This is a genomic window from Caproiciproducens sp., assembly GCF_053840905.1.
The window spans coordinates 23882-40711 of sequence record NZ_JBNLXQ010000020.1; the positions used below are offsets into that span (position 1 = coordinate 23882).

Genomic DNA, 16830 nt, shown 5'->3' on the forward strand with positions numbered 1-16830 from the left:
CGATGATAGAAGCAAAAAAACTAACGAAGAAATTCGGCGCGACCACCGCGCTGGATGAGATCTCTTTTTCCATCGGGCCGGGTTCGGTGTTCGGGCTGGTCGGTTCCAACGGCGCCGGAAAATCCACATTTCTGCGCACGCTCGCGGGAATCTACAAGCCGGACGGCGGCGAGGTGCTTCTGAACGGAGAGGCGCCGTTCGAAAACTCGGAGGTCAAGTCGCAGATTTTCTTCATATCGGATTTTCCGTATTTTCTGCCGCAGGCCACGCTGCGGGAAATGGCGGGTTTTTTCTCCCGCGTTTACCCCGGCTGGAGCCAGAAGCGGTTTGAAGAGCTGTGCGGGCTGTTCCCGATCGACAGCAAGAGCAAAATCGTCAATATGTCGAAGGGGATGCAGCGGCAGGCGGCCATTATCTGTGCGATCGCGACCCAGCCGGGCTGCCTGCTTCTGGACGAGGTGTTCGACGGCCTTGACCCGGTGATGCGCCAGCTTTTAAAGCGCATTGTTTCGGGGGAAGTCGCCCAGCGCGGCATGACGGTGATCATCGCCTCGCACAATCTGCGGGAGCTGGAGGATTTCTGCGACCATGTGGGGCTGTTCCACAAAGGCGGCGTCGTGTTCGAGCGCGACCTCGACGAGCTGAAGCTCGGCATCAACAAGGTGCAGGCGGTGTTCAAGCCCATGCCCGAAATCAGCGCCTTCGCGCCGCTGGAAATCATTAAGACCGAAACGCGCGGTTCGCTGATCAATCTGGTGGTCCGCGGTTCGAAAGATGAGATTCTGGAAAAGATAAACGGGTTGGACCCTGTTTTCGCGGAAGTGCTTCCGCTCACCCTGGAAGAAGTATTTATCAGTGAAATGGAGGTGGCCGGTTATGACCTCGAAAACATCCTCAACTAGGCGCAAAAAAGAATTTTGGGAAACATACTTATGGTCGCTGAAGAAAAGCCGCGGTATGACGGCGCTTCTTGCTCTTCTGATGTTTATCGCGCTGCCCATGATCCTGATGATCCTGATGGCGAACACGCAGAATCGGATAACCGCCGAGGTTTACACGCCCGCAATGTGGACGCAGGCCTATCTGAGCGGCGTTACAAAGCTGACCGCTCTGCTCGTCACCCCGATTTCCCTGATTTTCGTTCTGGTGGTCTCGGTTTCCCTGTTCGGATATATGCATCAAAAGCGCAGCGTAGATTTGTTCCACGCGCTGCCGGTCGGCAGGACGCCCATGATTCTGGGGCGGCTGCTTTCCGGACTGACCGCGCTTTACGCTCCTGTTTTACTGAATTTCGCCCTCATATTCCTTGTGGGTGCGGCCTACCCCGTACAGCTCCAGCGCTGCTGGAGCACCGTATTTTCCTATCTGCTGTGGCTGCTGCTGATCTGTGCGGCGGCGCTGTGCCTTTCCGCCTTTCTGGCGGTCTGTACCGGAACGACCGCCGACATGATCCTGTCCCTGCTGGGCATTAACGCGGCGTATCCCCTTCTGGTTTTTCTGGGCGACCAGTTTGCCTCCTCGCTTTTGCCCGGCCTGAATACCGGGTTAACGGCAGACTCTCTGATCCTGACCGCGGTTTCTCCTTTTATGGCCGCTTTCATGCCGTACCTTGTGCGCGGAAGCCAAACTTACGACGGGATTCTGGCCGTGGATATGAGCTTTTATATCTGGTGGACCGCGTTTACCCTTGTGCTTCTTGCGGGCACCGTCCTTCTCTACCGGAAACGCCGCAGCGAATGCGCCGAAAACAGCTTTGCCTTTTCCCTTCCCAAAAACGGGATCCGCTTCATGATCACCGCCGTGATGGGCCTCGGCCTGGGGCTGCTGCTTCAGGGCGAAACGGAAAGCTCCGGGAATTTTTTCATCGGCCTGATCGCCGGGTCCCTCGCCGCGCATATTGTGACGGAAGCCATTTATTCCCGCGGGTTTAAGCAGCTGAAAAGGAGCTTTGCCGGATACGGCGTTTTCGTGGCCGTGTTTGTGGCCGCTTACGCTTTTCTCGCCACGGGCGCTCTGGGCTACGACACCCGCGTCCCTCGGGCGGAGGACGTGGCAGGCGTCACGATCCAGGACCCCTATACGAACGGCGGCGGACAGATCGTAGACGGAAATCACCGCGTGCTTGCCTCCATTACGCCGACGCTGACGGAAGAGGCCAATATCGGGAAGGTGACCGACTTCCATAAAAAAATCACGCAGGACAAAAGGGAGCATTCTTATCCTTATTGCCTGAACAGCAGGAACGGCACTCCCTTCACCCTGATCTATCGCCTGAAAAACGGCGGCACCGTAAACAGAACCTATTATCTGGAATACAAGAATGACGGACAGGGAAACCCGATCTCTCCGTTGGGCGAAATCGCCGATACCAGAGAATACAAAGAAACGCAGAACCTTCTGTTTTATGTCGAGCCGGAGTACATCAAAAGCGTCGATCTGGATAAGCAGGGCGGGGAAAACAGCACCACCTTCGCGCCGGATCTGAACACCAAAAAAGAGCTGCTGGACGCAATGAGGCAGGATTGCCTGGACGGCAGGCTGAACGACGGCAAAAACCTCGACGTGGATTCCACCTATCTGGTGATCGAATACAAGACCCCCCTTCAGGTGAAGGACGGCAGGCTGAAGACCCTGCTGAACGGATACGAAGGCGATGTTTACCTGTACGTAAACAGCTACATCATTTCGAATCAATCCAAAACCGGAGAACTGGTGGAAAAACTCGGCTGGAATCAATAACAAGCTGCATAATCACGCAAATACAGCATATCAATACAGGAAGGCGGCCGGCTTACGGACCGGCCGCCCTTTCTATCCGGAGATACCGCCGTGCGCTTTTCCGGGCCGCGCTGTGCCGGTTAAGAACCGATCCTGAAAAATGGAGGAATCTGAAATCAGAAACACTGAAAATCAAAAGGAATACGAAGAGAAAAGAAAAATCACCGGCATCGTTTCCGTTTCCGTGCTGCTCCTTTTGTTCGCGGCGGCCACCGCGCTGCTTTGGAGGCCGCTGGTCGACACCATCTCCGACCCGGAGCAGTTCCGCGTGTGGGTCGACCTGCACGGCGTGGCGGGAAGATTCGCCTTTGTCGGCATGATGGTTCTGCAGATCATCTTTGCCGTCATCCCCGGCGAACCGATGGAGGTCGGCGCGGGCTATGCCTTCGGCACGCTGGAGGGTACCCTGCTGTGCCTGGCCGGGGCGGCCGTCGGCTCGTCCGTTATCTTCCTGTTTACCAAGCTTTTGGGGAACAGATTGGCGGAAGCGTTTATCAGCCGGGAAAAAATCCGTTCCCTGCGCTTTATGAAATACAGCAGGAATCTGAATTTCATCGTATTTTTCGCGTTCCTGATTCCGGGAACCCCGAAGGACCTTATGACCTATTTTATCGGTCTTACGTCCATGAAGCTGAAAACCTTTTTAATCCTGACCAGCCTTGCGCGGATTCCCTCCGTGATCACCTCTACGATCACGGGCAACGCGTTGGGGACGCAGGATTACAGGATCGCGGCCATCATTTATTCCATCACGGCGGCCGTCAGCCTGATCGGCGCGATTGCCTGCCGCAAAATTTCCAAACGGTACCGGCAGGGCAAAAAAGAAAAATCCGGGAGCGACTGACAAATCAGCGCTCCCGGATTTATTTTTTTACTTCATGTTGGATACGATTTCTTTCGCGTATGCCCGTATGGCCGTCAGGTCTTCCTCCGTAGGACTGAAAAGAACGCGGAAGCCTTCCCCGACAAACCGGAATTTCAGGTGTTCCATCCGGGATTTCATCATCGGAACGGCTTCGCCGCTCCAGCCGTAAGCGCCGAACGCCCCGGCCGGTTTTTGTCTGGTATTGATCGCGTCCACGCTGGCAAGGATATCCCAGATCACTTTCGGTGCGTCGCGGTTAATGGTGCAGGAACCGATCAGCAGAGCGTCCGCCTCATTCACAAGCTTCGCTGCCTCTTCAAGCGGCGTAAAGACGACATTGATTAGCTTCGCATCCAGCCTCTCGTCTTTTTTCAGTTCGTCATAGGCCGCCTCGGCCAGCTTCGCGGTACATCCGTAAGCGGAAGCGTAAAGGATACCGACCGTTTTTTTCTCACGCGGGACGGGCGTGCTCCACTCCCGGTAAAGCTCCCCGCATTTCTGAATGCTTTCGGTAAGGCAGGGGCCGTGACTGGGGCAGACCAAGGTAACCGGAAGGTCCTTTATCTTGTCGAGTCCGGCCAGAACATACGGCTTGAACGGCCCGAAAATACAATTGTAATAATGCTTGAATTGCTCGCTGTACTTGTCCGGATAATGGACGGTCGTATCAAGCATAGTGGGCTCACAGTAATGCGTCCCCAGAAAGTCGCAGGTAAACAGCGTTTTTTGCGAACCCATGTAGACAAACATGGAATCCGGCCAGTGAAGAAGAGGCGCTACGATAAACTCGAGCTCTTCCCCCCCGATCGGAAGCTTGTCCCCCTGTTTTACAGTGACGCATGGAAAGTCCCGGTTGGTAATGGCGGAAAGATACTTCTTTGCCGCCGCCGTACAGTAAACCGTAATATTGGGATTCATTTCGAGCAGCTTTCCGACGCTGCCGGAATGGTCCGGTTCCGTGTGGTCCATAATCAGGTAATCAATTTTTGAAATATCGATGACGCTTTGAATGTTATCCAGGTATTCGTCGAAAAACGGAGCGTGTACCGTATCGATCAGAACGTTCTTTTCACCCGTAATGAGGTACGCGTTATAGCTGGTGCCGTAACGCGACTCCATGATGATGTCAAAAACACGTAGGGACGGATTCAGCACACCGACTGAATACACATTGCTTTTGAGTTTGATTGCACCCATTCTAATGACATTCTTCCTTTTCAGTTATTCCGGAGAAAACATATCCTTGCCGACCCCGCACATAGGGCAGGTCCAGTCGTCGGGCAGATCCTCGAATTTTGTTCCGGGCGCGATACCGTTGTCCGGGTCGCCCACCGCGGGGTCGTATACATAGCCGCATGCATTGCAAACATATTTCATAAACTTTACTCCTTTGGTTGAATTTGTCATTAGTATAGAATAGCACAGCTTTTTTGTCAATCGGAATTGGCCTCAAATTCAAAGTCCTCGATGATTTCGTTTAAATTGATCGGAAAAACCGAACCCCTCTGCAGCTGCTGCGCCACACTCATTGCCGTCCCCAAATCATGTGACACTATCTGGTCAGCTTTTTCTACACGGGTCACAATGATTTCTACCCCGAAGCCCGTGCTGCGGCTACCATAAACATAATATTTCAGATGATTGCCGCACAGCTCAATATTTCCTACGCATTTTCTCATTTTTCCCCTCCTTTTTGTGTGAAATATAACCACAATCTGATTTAATGATAATTCAAATTTACCGGATATGCAAGACGAAAACATCCTCTTTCTTTACGAAAATTGTATTTCCGCAATATCTTTGGCCCGTCCGGACTTTTCAGGCATATCTTGTATATTGGATTTTAGAACTATTTAATTTCCTTTATACAGGGAGCAAATAAGCCGGGCACATAATACGCCCAGTATTGCCCCCGCAAAAACATCCGACGGGTAATGTACAAATAAAAAAACGCGGGAAAGGGCAATCAGCAGCGCAAGACAAAAAGAAGGGGCCGTGAATTTACGGTTTGCCCTGCGCAGGATGGACGCCGCCGCAAAAGAAGAACCGGCGTGGCCCGACGGAAAGGAATACCCGCGCGGTGCGGCGATCAGCAGCCTGTATCCGGGGGTGACGCTGAACGGGCGCGGGCGGGCGAAAAGCGGCTTCAGGATTCCTTCCCCGACCGTATGCGTCAGCATCAGGGCGGCCAGAAGCAGCACTCCGTACGGACGGTATTTTTTGGAGCAGAGCAGGCAGACGCCGGCCACAACCCATAGAAAGCCCGCGTTTCCCAGCACGGTGACGGCTGGAAAAAAGAAATCCGTAAAGCCGTTGTGAAAATGGCTCTGTATAAAATTCAGGATCAAAAAATCCGGATTCATCCTCTCTTTTCCTCCTTTCCGCCTGCCCGTCCTGAAAACGGGAACGGATTATCGTTGGACGATACTACCATATTTTGAGAAACCCACGAATATACTTAACCATAACAGGGGGTTGATACGATTGGATTGGCAGAGTCTTACAAAAGAAGAATGTGCAAAAAAACTTGGCACCAATATAAAGACGGGCCTGTCGCCGTCCCAGGCGGAAGAACGCCGGAACAGGTACGGCCCGAACGAGCTGGAGCAGCCGAAAAAGAAGAGCGTCCTGCTGCGGTTTTTCGCGCAGTTTTCAGATTTTATGGTCATCATCCTGCTGGTGGCGGCCGGCATTTCGTTTGTGACTTCCTTTTTGCAGAAGGACAACGATTATATCGATTCCATTATCATTCTGGCAATCGTCACGGTAAACGCGATGACGGGCCTGATACAGGAAAGCAGGGCGGAAAAATCGATCGAAGCGCTCAAAAAGATGTCCAGCCCGCACGCCCACGTGGTGCGCGCGGGTACGGAAGCGCTGATCGAGGCAAAGAACCTGGTCCCCGGCGATCTTGTCCTTCTGAACGCGGGCGATCTTGTTCCCGCCGATCTGCGGTTGACCGAAGCCGTCAACCTGAAGGCGGAGGAAAGCGCCCTGACCGGGGAAAGCCTGCCGAGCAGAAAGCGCGCGGACATGACCTGCTCCGCCAACACCCCTCTCGGCGACCGCCACAATCTGCTGTTTTCCTCAAGCTCCATCGCGTCGGGGCACGGCGCCGGCATCGTTACGGCGATCGGGATGGAAACACAGGTGGGGAAAATCGCGCATATGATCAGCACCCAGTCGGCTCCCCAGACCCCGCTGCAGCGCAAGCTGGCCCAGACGGGGCGCTGGCTTGGAATCGGCGCCCTGGCCATTTGCTTTGTCATCTTTATTATGGGCCTGTTTCAGCACGTTCAACCGCTGGAAATGTTTTTAATTGCCATCAGCCTGGCTGTGGCGGCGATTCCGGAGGGCCTTCCCGCGGTCGTCACCATTGTGCTGGCGATCGGCGTGCGCCGCATGGCGGCGAAAAGGAGTATCGTGCGGCGTATGCCCGCTGTGGAAACGCTCGGCAGCGCCAGCGTGATCTGCTCCGATAAGACCGGCACCCTGACGCAGAACCGGATGACCGTGGTAGAGCTGAGAAGCTCCGGCGGAGCCGTCCCGATCCACTCGGCGCAGGGAGATTTTCTTCTGAGCCTTGCGTCGCTCTGCTGCAACTGTACGGTCAGCGGGAGCGCGATCCACGGCGACCCGACCGAAACGGCGATCGTCTCCGCCGCCCCCACCGAAAAGAAGCGGCTCGACGAGCAGTATCCCCGCGTGATGGAAATCCCGTTCAGCTCCGAGCGCAAGATGATGACGACCGTACACCGCCTGGGCGGAGGGCGTTACCGGATCATCACCAAGGGCGCGCCCGACATCCTGTTCACGCACTGTACGGGCGGAGCGCCCCGGCAGAACGAGGAGATGGCCTCGCGCGCGCTGCGCGTCATCGGCGTCGCCTACCGGGACATCGACTTTCTGCCGGACCCGGACGAGGAGATTGAACACGGCCTGACCTTCTGCGGCCTGATCGGCATGATCGACCCGCCCCGCCCGCAGGTAAAGCCCGCTGTGGATCTATGCCGCAAGGCCGGCATCCGGCCCATTATGATCACGGGGGATCACGCCGCCACCGCGGCGGCGATCGCGAAGCAGCTCGGCATTATGGACGGAAAAAGCCGCGTGATCACCGGCGCGGAGCTGGACCGGCTCAGCCAGCAGGAGCTTGAAAGAAGCATCTACGACTACGCCGTGTTTGCCCGCGTTTCCCCGGAACACAAGGTGCGCATCGTACGCGCGTTCCAGTCCCGCGGCGAGGTCGTCGCCATGACGGGGGACGGCGTAAACGACGCCCCCGCGCTGCGCGCCGCGGACATCGGCTGCGCAATGGGCATTTCGGGCACCGACGTAGCCAAGGCGGCGTCGGACATGGTCCTGACGGATGATAACTTCGCAACGATCGTGGCCGCTGTGCGCGAAGGCAGGGGCATCTACGAGAACATCCGGAAAACCGTGCATTTCCTGCTCAGCTGCAACATCGGGGAAATTCTGACCGTGTTTGTCAGCTTTCTGCTGCGCCTGCCCACCCCCCTGCTGGCCATCCAGCTGCTGTGGGTAAACCTTGTGACGGATTCCCTGCCCGCGCTTGCGCTGGGCGTTGAGCCGATAGACAAAGACATCATGGACCGCAAGCCGGTAAAACCGAACGAAAGCGTTTTTTCCGGCGGCATGGGATACAATATTATCGTGGAAGGGTGCCTGATCGGCGCTATTTCGCTTCTGGCCTACAGCATCGGCCGCATTTATTTCGACGTCGACCCTTCGGCCCCGTATGTCGGCCGCACCATGGCGTTTGCGGTCCTCAGCCTCTCCCAGATCGTACATACCTTTAACATGCGGTCGCCGCACTCCGTGTTTAAAGCCGGCATTTTCGCCAACCCCAAGCTTGTGATGGCGGGGATGATCTGCACGGCGCTCCAGGCAATGGTGATCGTCTTTGAACCGCTGGCCGTAATTTTCAAAACCGCGGTGCTGAACGGCCGCCAATGGCTGATCGTAGCGCTGCTGTCCCTGATTCCCCTTGCGGTGGTAGAGCTTGAAAAGGCGGTCACGGCGCGCAAATCCCGGCGCAAGCCCACACAAAGCGGACATAAAAAGTCCGCCGTGGCACCAAAGAAATCGTTCCAGGGGAAAGGAAAGGCATTTCTTAACCGGTGAGGATACCGGGTTAAGAGGAGAGCAGAGAAGCGGACCCGGAACAATCTGTTCCGGGTCCGCTTCCACTACCGACAGCTAATTTGAAATAGACTATTTGTTATAAATTTTGTTTGCAAAACGCTTTCAAACGGTCCGTTTCCGTCTGTTCGTCTTCCCCTTCGATGGTAAAGGTAAGTCTGTCGTTTTCTTTGGCGCACAAGCTCATGATGGAAAACAGGCGTTTGGCATCGGCTGTCGTGCCATTGGCCAGCACACTGATTTTACAGCCGGAGCCCTGCGCGATTTTCACCAGCATCCCCGCCGGTCTCGCATGTAATCCAAGTTTATCCTGAATCGTGTAATCAAATTTTATCATAGTACATCCTTTTTTAATCTCTTGTCCGTCAGGCCGTGGGAGAAGCTTTCCGCTTTTTCAATTCTTCGACATACCACGAGGTAATGATCTCCGGTCGGGTGATCGCCGTTCCCACAACAATGCTGTGGCAGCCCAGCTCCAGAATTTTAAGCGCCTCTTCTTTGGTGTGGATCCTGCCTTCTGCGATGATCGGTTTTGCGAGATGACGGACAAGCTGTTCCACCAGCTCATAGCTGAATCCGTTTATATGGCTCGTCTGGGGAGTGTATCCGCAAAGCGTGGTTGACACGATATCCGCGCCACAGTCACTTGCGTAAACACCCTCTTCAAAGGTTGAAATATCCGCCATAACCAATATATCCGGGTAATTTTTATGGATACCCTGAATAATGGAAGTGAGCGTTTCGCCGTTCGGCCTTTCTCTTTTTGTCCCGTCCAGTGCAACAATGGAGGCACCGGCCTCAATCACTTTTTGGGCGCTTTCAAAATCCGGCGTGATAAAAACACGTTTATCCTGATCCCATATTTTACGAATCCCGATAATCGGAAGCTTTACTTTCCGGGAAATGGCGCGAATATCCTCTTCGCCGTTTGCTCTGATTCCCACTGCGCCTCCCTCTTCAGCGGCTTTTGCGAAGGCCGCCATAATATCGCTGCCCCGCATCGCCCAGCCTTCCCGGGCCTGACAGGAGACAATGAGACCGTTTTTGATCTGGTTTAAAACAGTTTCCTGTTTCGACGTCATCCAACCATTCCTTTCAACAGAGAACTTTAAAGTATCCCAAACAGTTTTCCGAAAATACCGATCACAAAACTTAAAACAATACAAATATAATTGCCTTTTTGTGATTTGTTTAAGATTTTATAATAAATGAGAGTGACCGCAACGGGAAGCAGTCCGGGCAGAATCTGATCCAAAAGCTCTTGCACCACGACTTTTTTGCCGGCGGAAATAAACTGCAGGGCAATGGGCAGCTTGACAAAGCTGACAACCATTGCGGCGGTGACCATCAAACCCACAATAGTGGCCGCCTGAACAAACTTATCGATCAGATTTGATTCATTGATTTTACTGACAAGCTTGATTCCGAACCGATAGCCATACTTGATAAAGTACCACCGCGAAAAAACATTCAGCAAAACATTCGGAACGATGAACACAATGGGCCCCAGAAAATTCCCGTTCAAACTCATTCCGGCGCCGATCGCCGCAAAAATGGTCATAAAGGTCGCTTTGAAAAGAGAATCCCCAATTCCGGACAGCGGTCCCATCAACGCGGCTTTTGTGGAAGAGATGATTTCCGGAGCCATTTGCTGATTCCTCGATTTTTCTTCCTCCAGTGCCAGGGTCACCCCAATGACTGCATTTCCGGTGTAGGGATGGCAATTGAAAAACTCGTTGTTTCTCGCAAGCGCTTCCTTATATTCCTCTTCGTTTTTATAGAACTTCTTCAAAGCCGGGATCATGGCATAGCAGAAACCAAGGTTGCAGTACCGTTCATAGTTGATCGATGTCATGGAGAAGAAAGATCGGAAGAATACTTTTTTCAGGTCTTTCCTGTCCAACAGGGTTTCCCGGTTTTCACCGTTATCATTATCCGCAAAGATGTTTTCTCCGTCCTCCCGCTTGCTCAGAGAAAAGACTCCGGCGGCAATCGCCAAACCCATCAGCGAGATCGCAAGTACGTCAAGCTTCAGATACTCCGCTAACACGAAGCCCAAAAGCAGAAATGCCCAATATTTTTTTGCGTCCATCATCTTGATCAGCATTGCCATACCTACCGCAGGAAGGATGGTGGAAGTCGCTTTCAGCCCCGTATTCAGCCATGCCGGCAGAGACGCGACCAAGTTTGATACCCATTCGCTTCCGAACCGCAATGCAAAAAATGTAGCGATAAAGAAAATGACGAAGAACACGATCAGCCCGGTCAAATGGGTTCTCTCCACTTTTTTTGTATTGCCTTCCGATATGTATTTATCCGCCCGATGTACAAGATAGATATTGACATTCCAAGCGAGCATAATCAGGAATTGCGCCAGAATTCCTACCGGCATCGCAAGAACAATGCCGATTTCCGGTTTTCCCCCCGATAAAATAGCAAAGGCCGTGCCGATCAGACCGGCGATCTGTGCGTTCGGCGGCACGGAGCCTCCGATCGGCAGAACACCCATAAACATCAATTCAACACTGCCGCCGACAAGCAGGCCGGTGTTCAAGTCCCCCATCAGAAGGCCCAAAATTGCCCCGCCTACCACCGGGCGGCTAATCATCCAATAACCATATCCGTAATTTTCCAAAATAAGCAGTGCGATAAAAGCGCTTAATCCCAAGGCGCTAAGAGTAGACATGGTATCAATCCCTTTCTATCTTTTTTATTTCTTTGTCAGCATAAATGGTACAGATCAAGAGATTTATCACTTGGAGCAGTCCTGATTTCACACTCTACTCCTTGTTCCTGAAGCTTTCTGAAGGTCCGGATGTCTTCGTCATCCACGTAAACCGTTTTGGACAGCTGCTTCTTCCCCTCTTTAAAATACATTCCGCCGACATTTATGCTTTTTACCGCCACGCCTCCTTCCACCAGCTTTAAATATGCCTCCGGCCCTTTTGCCACTAAAAAGATTTTTTGATGGAGATCCTTTTCACTTTTAAAGTACTGTATCGTTTCGTCCACTGAAAAGACATAACCGGTCTTTCCTTTCGGCACCGCCATCCCGATCAGCATTTTCTGCATTTGGTCTTTTGCGCAGATATCGTCCACAACAATAATGGTGTCCACCTGATATGCTACGCTCCAGCTATAGGCTATTTGACCGTGAACCAGCCTTTCGTCTATTCTTGCCACTGCAATTGCCATTTTTCTCCCTCCTCATTCTTTACTCATTCCATCTTTGTACACATAGCCCTTCGATTCTTTTCTTTTAAATCGCCATACAGGAAGTATTTTCCTGTGAGCTCAGTCCCGGTGACTCAGATTTTCGGGCGCTAAATGGAAAAGCGTCGTTTTTCCCGTCTCCACCGCGTTTTTTATCGCCTGATCCAAAGGAGCATCCTGATCGTTCACCAATGAAAGCAGCAGCGGCAAATTGAAGCCCGCGATGATCTCAAGGTGCGGCTTTCCCTGCTTTACCGCAAACGCGGCATTAAAGGGCGTCCCGCTCATCAGGTCGGCAAGAATGATATATTCGCACTCCTCTTTTGTCTTTTCCCCGATTCTTGCGGTAAAGCTTTCCAAAGATTCATCTTCCTGCAGGCACAGATAGTCGACTGCATCCATATCACCCATGATCAGTGTAGCAACGTGTACCATCGCCTCCGCGATTTTTCCATGGCTTACAATTAAAATTCTTCGCTTCTTTTTCTTATCACCCATAGAACCCCCCCCTTAGAATTGACAAAAGTATATAATACTCCAATTAAAAAGTCAATAAAATTTTAAGAATTATTGTATAAATTATAAAATTTTATTTCAAAACATTTACAAAACAGCTTTTAAATTAAGAATATTGAAAAACCAGTTTTAAAATATCATCTCGCATTTTCCTGTATTTTAAATAGAATTTATAAAATTTAATTTTATTATTTAAGGATATGTATTGAATTTTTATTTTAAATGTTTATAATTAAATTACTAAGAATAACCTTGGAAGTCAGCAACAGTCCCAAACGAACTTTCGCTTGCCGGTTATTCATTGAAAAAGCATGGAACGACGCACGGAAACCAAATTTCCCACACACTACAACATTTTAAGGGAGATATGCAAAATGATCACAAATCTTGATATACTTGAAACAGAGCAAAAGAACGAAGAAAGCCGTGAGATCGATGTAATGAGCACAATCGAAATGCTTGAAGTAATCAATTCCGAAGATAAAAAGGTTGCTTTTGCCGTAGAAAAAGTGCTGCCCACTATTCAGGAGCTGGTAGATGAAGCGCACAATCGCATGATGCGCGGCGGCAGAGTCGTCTACATCGGCGCGGGCACTTCGGGCAGGCTGGGTGTCTTGGACGCCAGCGAATGTCCTCCGACCTTCGGTGTGGAACCCACGCTGATCCAGGGCGTCATCGCCGGCGGATTTGAGGCGCTGATCAGGGCGAAGGAAGGGGCAGAGGATGATTTCTCCCTCGCAAAGCAGGATTTAACGCGCATTTCTCTGAACAGCAGCGATACCGTTATCGGTCTGGCGGCAAGCGGGAGAACGCCGTACGTGATCGGCGGGCTGGATTACGCAAAAGAGACCGGCGCTTACACCGGGGCGATCAGCTGCGTGAGCAACGCTGAAATCTCAATGCATGCTCAAACCAAAATCGAAGTGCTTGTCGGACCGGAAGTCATTACCGGCTCCACACGCATGAAATCCGGGACCGCACAAAAAATGATTTTGAATATGATTTCCACCGCACTTATGGTACAATATGGAAAGGTGTACAAAAATCTGATGGTAGACGTACAGCCGACAAACGAAAAGCTGATCGAGAGGGCAAAACGGATTATCCTGTCAAGCACCGGGTGCAGCTACGAAGAAGCCGAAAAATATCTGAAATCCAGCGGTTCCGACGTAAAGGTGGCGATCTGCATGGCGCTGACCGGTCTTTCCAGAAGCAATTGTGAAACCATGCTGAACGATAACCTGGGCAATATATCGATGGCAATCCGCTCGCTTAAAAGCAGAGACGCCGTACTCCCCAAAAACTGAATTCAGAAAAGGAAGCGTTTACACATGAGTTGCATTTACAAAATACGGGAAGGAGCCTCCAGCTACACGGATACGGAAAAGAAGCTGGCGGATTACATCCTTAACCATATTGACGAAGTCCCCTTAAACTCATCACAGACTTTAGGGGAACGCGTCGGTGTTTCTGCCGCCGCAGTGATACGCTTTTCTAAAAAACTGGGTTACAACGGCTTTACCGCTCTGAAAGTCGATCTGGCCAAGGACAGAGCTGCTGAAATCACAAATTACGACGACATGATTCAGGAACAGGATTCGATGGATACCGTCCTGAAAAAGGCGGAAAATCTGAATACCATGCTGCAGAATCAGGCATACCGGCTTATCAACACCGCAAGCCTTGAAAAAGCGGTCGACCTGCTGCTTCACTGTGACACGGTCTATCTTTTCGGGGTCGGCGGGTCGGGGATCGTGTGTATGGACTTTATGCAGAAGCTGACGCGGATAAATCGCAGGGTCGTGTTTCAAAGCGATTTTCATTATCAGCTGCCTGCCGCCGCTCACATGACGGACCGGGATGCGGCGATCGCCGTTAGCTACAGCGGGACAACACGCGAGGTCAACACTGCCGTACAGCTTGCGAAAGAGCTGGGGACGCCCGTTATCAGCATTACTCAGTTCAAAAAAAGTCCTTTGGTAAAGCTTTCAGACATCCTGCTCTATATTCCCTCCTCGGAGAGAGAGTTGAGGCTGGGCGCAATTGCTTCGCGCAACGCCTCTCTCATCGTCACGGACCTGCTGTATTTGGGCCTTGCAAAAAACGACATAGGGATGATAAAGGAATATCTGGTCAGGACCAAGGAAGCGATCAAGCGTTTAAAATAGCCGTTAAGATTCGTCATGCAGTCGGATATAAAGGTTATTCACATTATAAAATAACGGAGGAAGCAATGCTTCCTCCGTAAAAGCCCAACGGTCGTTGGGCTTTTTTGTTATAGAAATCTTATTACGATCATTGTTTTTCCAATTCGTCCGGCGCCTGCACATGGTAGCGTTTTTGCGCGACATAAGCGAAAACGCCGCCGAACAGGATATTGAAATAATAGGTAATGATTCTCCACAGAAGGATCGCGGGGATGATCGCGGTCTTAAAGAACATGCCGAAAAACAGGTAGAAGCTGCCCTCCGCGCCGCCGGAGGCTCCCGGCAGCGGCACAAACGCGCTGACCATGGCTACGAACACCTGGGCCGCCACCATGGTTGTGACCGACGCGGAGCCGATGTTGAAGCTGCGGTAAATGAAATAGGGGATCAGGCTGTTCAGCGTGATCTGAACAACGGTGAACGCCATCACGACGGCATACAGCCTGACCGATCTTCCCATCAGCTTCGTAGCGCCGTGAAAAATTTCGAGCTGGCTGTGGATTTTCTCATAACGCTCTTTGGGATGTCTGCAAAGCTTCACTTTATGAAGAAAACGGATTACGCCCGCCACGATTTTATCCGTGGCGGCCTCGCTGATCATGAACAGGGCGACCAGGGTGATAAAGGTGCTGTTGCTGATCAGCCCGATAATCGTTACAAAGGAAAAATTGCTGACGCTCGTCTGGAAAAAATGCAGCTTCAGGGCAACCAGTACGAGGGAATACAGCACCATGACCACCTGATAAGTCAGGGTCTTGACCGCGATAATGGAGCCGGCCTTCCCCGTGTCCATGCCCAATTTCCTCATGGAATAAATCTGCATCGGCTGGCCGCCGGTCGAAAACGGCGTAACCGCGCTGTACAAAAAGCCGATCATGCCTACGCAAAAAGAACGCCCGAAGCTCCATTCGGGATACAGATGGACGCAGAGCAGGTTCAGGACGAAGCCCTCCGAAATCCAGCAGAGCACCGCGCCCGCAACGGACAAAAACAGCCACCCGGGCTTCAGCTTCAGGATAATTTCCCCCAGCGCGACGATCCCGTCCGTGGTGAACAAAAAGTAAAGCAGGATTCCGGCGGAAAGAAGCAGTGTCAGAATGACAAAAAGATTTTTGCGGATTCCTTTTTTTAAACTACCTGCCATTTTTTTCTCCATATATCGTAAATTGGCCTTACGCCTGGAATATTCCTATATTCTATCTCAAACAGCAAAATTATACAAGACCGTTTCCCAAATCAGGGGATTCCCCGCGCGGGAAAATTCCACGGGGCCCGGCGTTTACGGGCGCTTTCAGCGGAGCGGCGGATTGCACGCGCTTGGGGAATTCTGCATACTATATTATCGGATAAGCCCGATGTGTCGAGACGTATCAGAAAGGAGAAATACAATGAACGACATGAAAATCGTGGAAGGGGAATCGTGCCTGCTGAATCCCCCGCCGTTGCCCGCAGCGACCGTCGTGGCAATGGCATACGTTCCTTTCCAGCAGTTCGGCGCGGTATACGAGCCGGAAACGGGTCTGCGCAGCGGCACCATATTCCCGGATCTTGACAAACCTTTTTTAGGTAAACGAGGTGTAATGAAATGACCGAACAGGAAGCTTTAATGACGAGAATCCGCTCCTACCAGTTCGCAATGTGGGAGCTTCATATTTTTTTAGATACCCATCCCGGCGACTGCAAAGCGGCGCAGAAGCTGGAAGAATACAGAAAAGCAACAAATGAAATGACCGCGAAATATGAAGCGGCCTACGGGCCGGTCAACGTGAGCGCCCAGAACACCAGCCGCTGGGCGTGGGTCGCCGACCCCTGGCCGTGGGACGGCACGGCAGCCGGAAACAGCATGAATGTACAGGGAATGTCAAAGCAGAAGGAAAACACGATGCCGTGGGCAAACAACGCAATGCCGTGGCAAAGCATGAATTCCGCCGGGAATACGGCGGTGCAGGGCGCCAACACGCAGCAGAACAGCGCCATGCCATGGATGAACATGCCGATGGCACAGAACGCTCCAAACGCGAATACGGCGGTGCAGGGCGCCAACACGCAGCAGAACAGCGCCATGCCATGGATGAACATGCCGATGGC

General features: G+C 52.0%; 18 protein-coding genes. 8 read left to right on the top strand and 10 right to left on the bottom strand.

The window, feature by feature from the left end:
• Positions 1-2 precede the first annotated feature (2 nt).
• From ACQGQ5_RS14865 to ACQGQ5_RS14875, 3 genes are all read left to right on the top strand, one after another.
• Positions 3-902, top strand: coding sequence for an ABC transporter ATP-binding protein (locus ACQGQ5_RS14865; protein ID WP_455737276.1), 900 nt, complete (start codon positions 3-5; stop codon positions 900-902).
• Complete coding sequence (locus tag ACQGQ5_RS14870; RefSeq protein WP_455737277.1) at positions 877-2739, top strand: hypothetical protein; 1863 nt, start codon at positions 877-879, stop codon at positions 2737-2739. Before ACQGQ5_RS14865 ends, ACQGQ5_RS14870 begins: the two co-directional genes overlap by 26 nt.
• 139 nt (positions 2740-2878) lie before the next feature.
• The gene (locus ACQGQ5_RS14875; protein WP_455737278.1) at positions 2879-3622 is read left to right on the top strand and encodes a TVP38/TMEM64 family protein; all 744 of its coding nucleotides are present in this window, start codon (positions 2879-2881) and stop codon (positions 3620-3622) included.
• Positions 3623-3649: 27 nt separating this feature from the next.
• Here the strand turns inward: ACQGQ5_RS14875 and ACQGQ5_RS14880 are convergent, their stop codons facing one another.
• From ACQGQ5_RS14880 to ACQGQ5_RS14895, 4 genes are all read right to left on the bottom strand, one after another.
• The gene (locus ACQGQ5_RS14880; RefSeq protein ID WP_455737279.1) at positions 3650-4840 is read right to left on the bottom strand and encodes an FprA family A-type flavoprotein; all 1191 of its coding nucleotides are present in this window, start codon (positions 4838-4840) and stop codon (positions 3650-3652) included.
• 24 nt (positions 4841-4864) lie between these two features.
• A complete protein-coding gene (gene rd / locus ACQGQ5_RS14885) occupies positions 4865-5020 on the bottom strand; it encodes a rubredoxin (RefSeq protein ID WP_081928396.1) in 156 nt (51 codons plus the stop codon).
• A 56-nt stretch (positions 5021-5076) separates the two neighbouring features.
• Positions 5077-5322, bottom strand: coding sequence for a hypothetical protein (locus tag ACQGQ5_RS14890; RefSeq protein WP_455737280.1), 246 nt, complete (start codon positions 5320-5322; stop codon positions 5077-5079).
• Positions 5323-5496: 174 nt separating this feature from the next.
• Entirely contained in the window at positions 5497-6006 is a 510-nt protein-coding gene (locus tag ACQGQ5_RS14895) for a phosphatase PAP2 family protein (RefSeq protein ID WP_455737281.1), read from the bottom strand.
• 121 nt (positions 6007-6127) lie between these two features.
• Here ACQGQ5_RS14895 and ACQGQ5_RS14900 point away from each other — a divergent pair, with 121 nt between their 5' ends.
• Positions 6128-8788, top strand: coding sequence for a calcium-translocating P-type ATPase, PMCA-type (locus ACQGQ5_RS14900; RefSeq protein WP_455737282.1), 2661 nt, complete (start codon positions 6128-6130; stop codon positions 8786-8788).
• 97 nt (positions 8789-8885) lie between these two features.
• On the opposite strand, the gene ACQGQ5_RS14905 is transcribed toward ACQGQ5_RS14900, so the two are convergent.
• The 5 genes from ACQGQ5_RS14905 to ACQGQ5_RS14925 form a co-directional block, all read right to left on the bottom strand.
• Entirely contained in the window at positions 8886-9143 is a 258-nt protein-coding gene (locus ACQGQ5_RS14905) for an HPr family phosphocarrier protein (protein WP_141826347.1), read from the bottom strand.
• A 28-nt stretch (positions 9144-9171) separates the two neighbouring features.
• The gene (locus ACQGQ5_RS14910; protein WP_455737283.1) at positions 9172-9888 is read right to left on the bottom strand and encodes an N-acetylmannosamine-6-phosphate 2-epimerase; all 717 of its coding nucleotides are present in this window, start codon (positions 9886-9888) and stop codon (positions 9172-9174) included.
• A gap of 26 nt (positions 9889-9914) precedes the next feature.
• Entirely contained in the window at positions 9915-11492 is a 1578-nt protein-coding gene (locus ACQGQ5_RS14915; protein ID WP_275713447.1) for a PTS system mannose/fructose/sorbose family transporter subunit IID, read from the bottom strand.
• Positions 11493-11527: 35 nt separating this feature from the next.
• The gene (locus tag ACQGQ5_RS14920; RefSeq protein WP_275713445.1) at positions 11528-12001 is read right to left on the bottom strand and encodes a PTS system mannose/fructose/N-acetylgalactosamine-transporter subunit IIB; all 474 of its coding nucleotides are present in this window, start codon (positions 11999-12001) and stop codon (positions 11528-11530) included.
• A gap of 99 nt (positions 12002-12100) precedes the next feature.
• Positions 12101-12517, bottom strand: coding sequence for a PTS sugar transporter subunit IIA (locus ACQGQ5_RS14925; protein ID WP_455737284.1), 417 nt, complete (start codon positions 12515-12517; stop codon positions 12101-12103).
• A gap of 395 nt (positions 12518-12912) precedes the next feature.
• On the opposite strand from ACQGQ5_RS14925, the gene murQ reads away from it, so the two are divergent.
• Entirely contained in the window at positions 12913-13842 is a 930-nt protein-coding gene (gene murQ / locus ACQGQ5_RS14930) for an N-acetylmuramic acid 6-phosphate etherase (RefSeq protein WP_455737288.1), read from the top strand.
• Between the two features lie 24 nt (positions 13843-13866).
• On the top strand, positions 13867-14703 hold the full coding sequence (locus ACQGQ5_RS14935; protein ID WP_275713442.1) for a MurR/RpiR family transcriptional regulator: 837 nt from the start codon (positions 13867-13869) through the stop codon (positions 14701-14703).
• Positions 14704-14830: 127 nt separating this feature from the next.
• Here ACQGQ5_RS14935 and ACQGQ5_RS14940 read toward each other — a convergent pair whose 3' ends face one another.
• Positions 14831-15886, bottom strand: coding sequence for a lysylphosphatidylglycerol synthase transmembrane domain-containing protein (locus ACQGQ5_RS14940; RefSeq protein ID WP_455737285.1), 1056 nt, complete (start codon positions 15884-15886; stop codon positions 14831-14833).
• 244 nt (positions 15887-16130) lie between these two features.
• Here ACQGQ5_RS14940 and ACQGQ5_RS14945 point away from each other — a divergent pair, with 244 nt between their 5' ends.
• Together ACQGQ5_RS14945 and ACQGQ5_RS14950 are read left to right on the top strand one after the other, a co-directional pair.
• The gene (locus ACQGQ5_RS14945; protein ID WP_455737286.1) at positions 16131-16331 is read left to right on the top strand and encodes a spore coat associated protein CotJA; all 201 of its coding nucleotides are present in this window, start codon (positions 16131-16133) and stop codon (positions 16329-16331) included.
• On the top strand, positions 16328-16830 hold a 503-nt coding region (locus ACQGQ5_RS14950), incomplete at its 3' end, for a spore coat protein CotJB (RefSeq protein WP_455737287.1). The genes ACQGQ5_RS14945 and ACQGQ5_RS14950, both read left to right, overlap by 4 nt.

Bases quoted from the DNA above. Each gene is read 5' to 3' on its own strand.
- ACQGQ5_RS14865 (WP_455737276.1), top strand. From the start codon at position 3: ATGATAGAAGCAAAAAAACTAACGAAGAAATTCGGCGCGACCACCGCG.
- ACQGQ5_RS14870 (WP_455737277.1), top strand. From the start codon at position 877: ATGACCTCGAAAACATCCTCAACTAGGCGCAAAAAAGAATTTTGGGAA.
- ACQGQ5_RS14875 (WP_455737278.1), top strand. From the start codon at position 2,879: ATGGAGGAATCTGAAATCAGAAACACTGAAAATCAAAAGGAATACGAA.
- ACQGQ5_RS14880 (WP_455737279.1), bottom strand. From the start codon at position 4,840: ATGGGTGCAATCAAACTCAAAAGCAATGTGTATTCAGTCGGTGTGCTG.
- rd (WP_081928396.1), bottom strand. From the start codon at position 5,020: ATGAAATATGTTTGCAATGCATGCGGCTATGTATACGACCCCGCGGTG.
- ACQGQ5_RS14890 (WP_455737280.1), bottom strand. From the start codon at position 5,322: ATGAGAAAATGCGTAGGAAATATTGAGCTGTGCGGCAATCATCTGAAA.
- ACQGQ5_RS14895 (WP_455737281.1), bottom strand. From the start codon at position 6,006: ATGAATCCGGATTTTTTGATCCTGAATTTTATACAGAGCCATTTTCAC.
- ACQGQ5_RS14905 (WP_141826347.1), bottom strand. From the start codon at position 9,143: ATGATAAAATTTGATTACACGATTCAGGATAAACTTGGATTACATGCG.
- ACQGQ5_RS14910 (WP_455737283.1), bottom strand. From the start codon at position 9,888: ATGACGTCGAAACAGGAAACTGTTTTAAACCAGATCAAAAACGGTCTC.
- ACQGQ5_RS14915 (WP_275713447.1), bottom strand. From the start codon at position 11,492: ATGTCTACTCTTAGCGCCTTGGGATTAAGCGCTTTTATCGCACTGCTT.
- ACQGQ5_RS14920 (WP_275713445.1), bottom strand. From the start codon at position 12,001: ATGGCAATTGCAGTGGCAAGAATAGACGAAAGGCTGGTTCACGGTCAA.
- ACQGQ5_RS14925 (WP_455737284.1), bottom strand. From the start codon at position 12,517: ATGGGTGATAAGAAAAAGAAGCGAAGAATTTTAATTGTAAGCCATGGA.
- ACQGQ5_RS14935 (WP_275713442.1), top strand. From the start codon at position 13,867: ATGAGTTGCATTTACAAAATACGGGAAGGAGCCTCCAGCTACACGGAT.
- ACQGQ5_RS14940 (WP_455737285.1), bottom strand. From the start codon at position 15,886: ATGGCAGGTAGTTTAAAAAAAGGAATCCGCAAAAATCTTTTTGTCATT.
- ACQGQ5_RS14945 (WP_455737286.1), top strand. From the start codon at position 16,131: ATGAACGACATGAAAATCGTGGAAGGGGAATCGTGCCTGCTGAATCCC.